This is a genomic window from Saccharomonospora halophila 8, from assembly GCF_000383775.1.
Classification (GTDB): Bacteria; Actinomycetota; Actinomycetes; order Mycobacteriales; family Pseudonocardiaceae; genus Saccharomonospora; species Saccharomonospora halophila.
Genome location: NZ_KB912498.1, coordinates 2,722 through 4,925, shown reverse-complemented (window position 1 = coordinate 4,925; position 2,204 = coordinate 2,722). Strand labels below are relative to the sequence as shown.

The 2,204-nt window shown below is 72.5% G+C and carries 3 protein-coding genes; all 3 read left to right on the top strand.

All coding sequences use genetic code 11. The features are described from left to right. The coding region (locus SACHA_RS0104350; protein WP_019807486.1) for a DUF3710 domain-containing protein at positions 1-699 on the top strand (699 nt) is incomplete at its 5' end. A 192-nt stretch (positions 700-891) separates the two neighbouring features. Then, the gene (locus SACHA_RS0104345; RefSeq protein ID WP_019807485.1) at positions 892-1,272 is read left to right on the top strand and encodes an OB-fold nucleic acid binding domain-containing protein; all 381 of its coding nucleotides are present in this window, start codon (positions 892-894) and stop codon (positions 1,270-1,272) included. A gap of 12 nt (positions 1,273-1,284) precedes the next feature. Continuing rightward, on the top strand, positions 1,285-2,148 hold the full coding sequence (locus tag SACHA_RS0104340) for a DUF3159 domain-containing protein (RefSeq protein ID WP_019807484.1): 864 nt from the start codon (positions 1,285-1,287) through the stop codon (positions 2,146-2,148). The last annotated feature ends 56 nt before the right edge of the window (positions 2,149-2,204 follow it).

Below are 2,204 nucleotides of genomic sequence, written 5' to 3'. Positions count from 1 at the left end.
GGCGCGGACCCGGACGAGGGGCCGGACGCCGGGGGCGTGGCCGGGGACACCGAGGACGGCGACGCCGGGGAGGGGCGCCCCGACGGTCCGTACGACGTCTCCGAGGCGCCCGACGACGGCCTCGCCCGGATGGACCTCGGTTCGATCCGGCTCCCGGTGCCGGACGGGTCGCAGGTCCAGGTCGAGATGGACCAGGCGAGCCAGACGGTGCGCGCCGTCCACGTGGTGACCGGCTACGGCCAGGTCACGGTGACCGCCTACGCGGCCCCACGCTCGGGCGGCCTGTGGCGCGAGGTGAGCCAGGAGCTGGCCGACCAGCTCCGTTCGGACGGCGCCCGGGTGACCCTCGGCCGGGGCGAGTGGGGGATGGAGCTCTCCGCGGTGGTCAACGACGTGGCCCTGCGGTTCGTCGGGGTCGACGGGCCCCGGTGGATGCTGCGCGGGGTGATCGCCGGTCCGCAGTCGGAGGCGGCGACCGCTCCCGAGGTGCTCCGGAGCATCGTCCGAAGCACGGTCGTCGACCGGGGCGAGGAACCCATGCCGGTCCGCACACCGCTGCCGATCACACTGCCGGAGGCGGTCGCCGCGCACGTCGCGGGACAGGCCCGGCAGCAGCAGGGACAGCAGAACCAGCAGGGACAACAGAACCAGCAGGGACAGCAGAACCAGCAGGGACAGCAGAACCAGCAGCGGGCTTGACGGGCGGCGCGGAACCGGGGTGTGCTCCCCACCGATCCGGTGTGTCCGGCGGGGCCGCCGCCCGCGCACACGGCATCACGGACTCACGTTGCGATCCGGACGCGGTCCGGGATTGCCCCGCCCGGGCGGGGTTACGCTGAACACGCACGGGCCGTCCGTCGGGGGGCCCCGGAAACATAGGAGCAGGCGCCTATGTCCGCCAAAGACGGCGGCTACTTCAGTCGGCTGGTGCGGAAACTGACCAGTGACGTCACCGAACTCGATGCCGACGATCTCTCGCAGGAGTCCGAGGCGGTCGGTGCGCGACGAGCGTGCGACTGTCACTGCGGGGAGGAAGCCACGGTCCTGGGCAGGCTGCGCAGCGTCGACCTGTGCCCCGGTAGCGCCGCGGCTACGCTGGAGGCGGAGTTGTTCGACGGCACCGACGACGTCACGTTGGTCTGGCTCGGTCGGCGCCGCATCCCGGGTATCGAACCCGGCCGCACGATCAAGGTGCGAGGCAGGATGGCCGAGCGCGACGGGCACAAGGTGCTGTACAACCCGTACTACGAACTGCTGCAACCGACCCAGTGAGAGTGGCCCGGCGTGACTGAGCACCCCCACGACGACGGCGTGCGTTCCCCGACGTCCGACGACGGCACGGACCCGGCCGCGAGCGAGCGGGGTGGGGGTGGCCGGGGCGACGGTGGCGACAACGTCCACCGACGCGATGCCGGTGGACCGGATGACGCGGAGTCGTCGGCGGTGCCGGACCCGGACGGGGAGACCACCCCGGAGCCGACCCTGCTGGAACAGATGGGCGGCGTGTCCGGTCTCGTCTACTCCTCGGTGCCGATCGTCGTCTTCGTGCTCGCCAACGCCGTTCTCGGGCTGATGCCGGCGATCTGGACGGCGCTCGGCAGCGCGGTCGCGATCACCGTGCTGCGGGTGGTGCGCCGGGAGCCGGTGCAACCCGCGATCTCCGGGTTCTTCGGCGTGGCCATCGCCGCGTTCCTCGCCTACCGCACCGGGTCGGCGAAGGGGTTCTTCCTGTTCGGCATCTGGGCGAGCGCGGTGTACTTCGGCGTGCTCGTGTTGTCGGTGGTGGTGCGCTGGCCACTGGCCGGGGTGGTGTGGAACTACCTCAACGGCACGGGGATGGGCTGGCGCCGGGACCGGCCCTCCCGGTTCGGCTACGACGTGGCCACCCTGGCCCTGGCTGCGGTGTTCGCGGCGCGGTTCGTCGTGCAGCAGTGGCTCTACGCCGAGGACTACACGGGCTGGCTGGCCTTCGCCAAGATCGCGATGGGGTACCCGCTGTACGGGCTGGCGCTGCTGGTCGTGGTGTGGGCGGTGCGCCGCTCGGACAAGCGGCTCGCGGAGGTGCTGCACACGGCCGAGGAGACCGACGCCGAGATCGAGGCGCGGTTGCGGGCCAAGTACGGCGAGGCGTCCGCCCGGGGCACCTGACCGTCGGAAACCGGGGGGGCGCCCGGCCCGCGGTGTGCCCGGCCCCGGTGCCCTGG

Coding starts and splice junctions, on each gene's coding strand:
- SACHA_RS0104345 (WP_019807485.1), top strand. CDS start 892: ATGTCCGCCAAAGACGGCGGCTACTTCAGTCGGCTGGTGCGGAAACTG.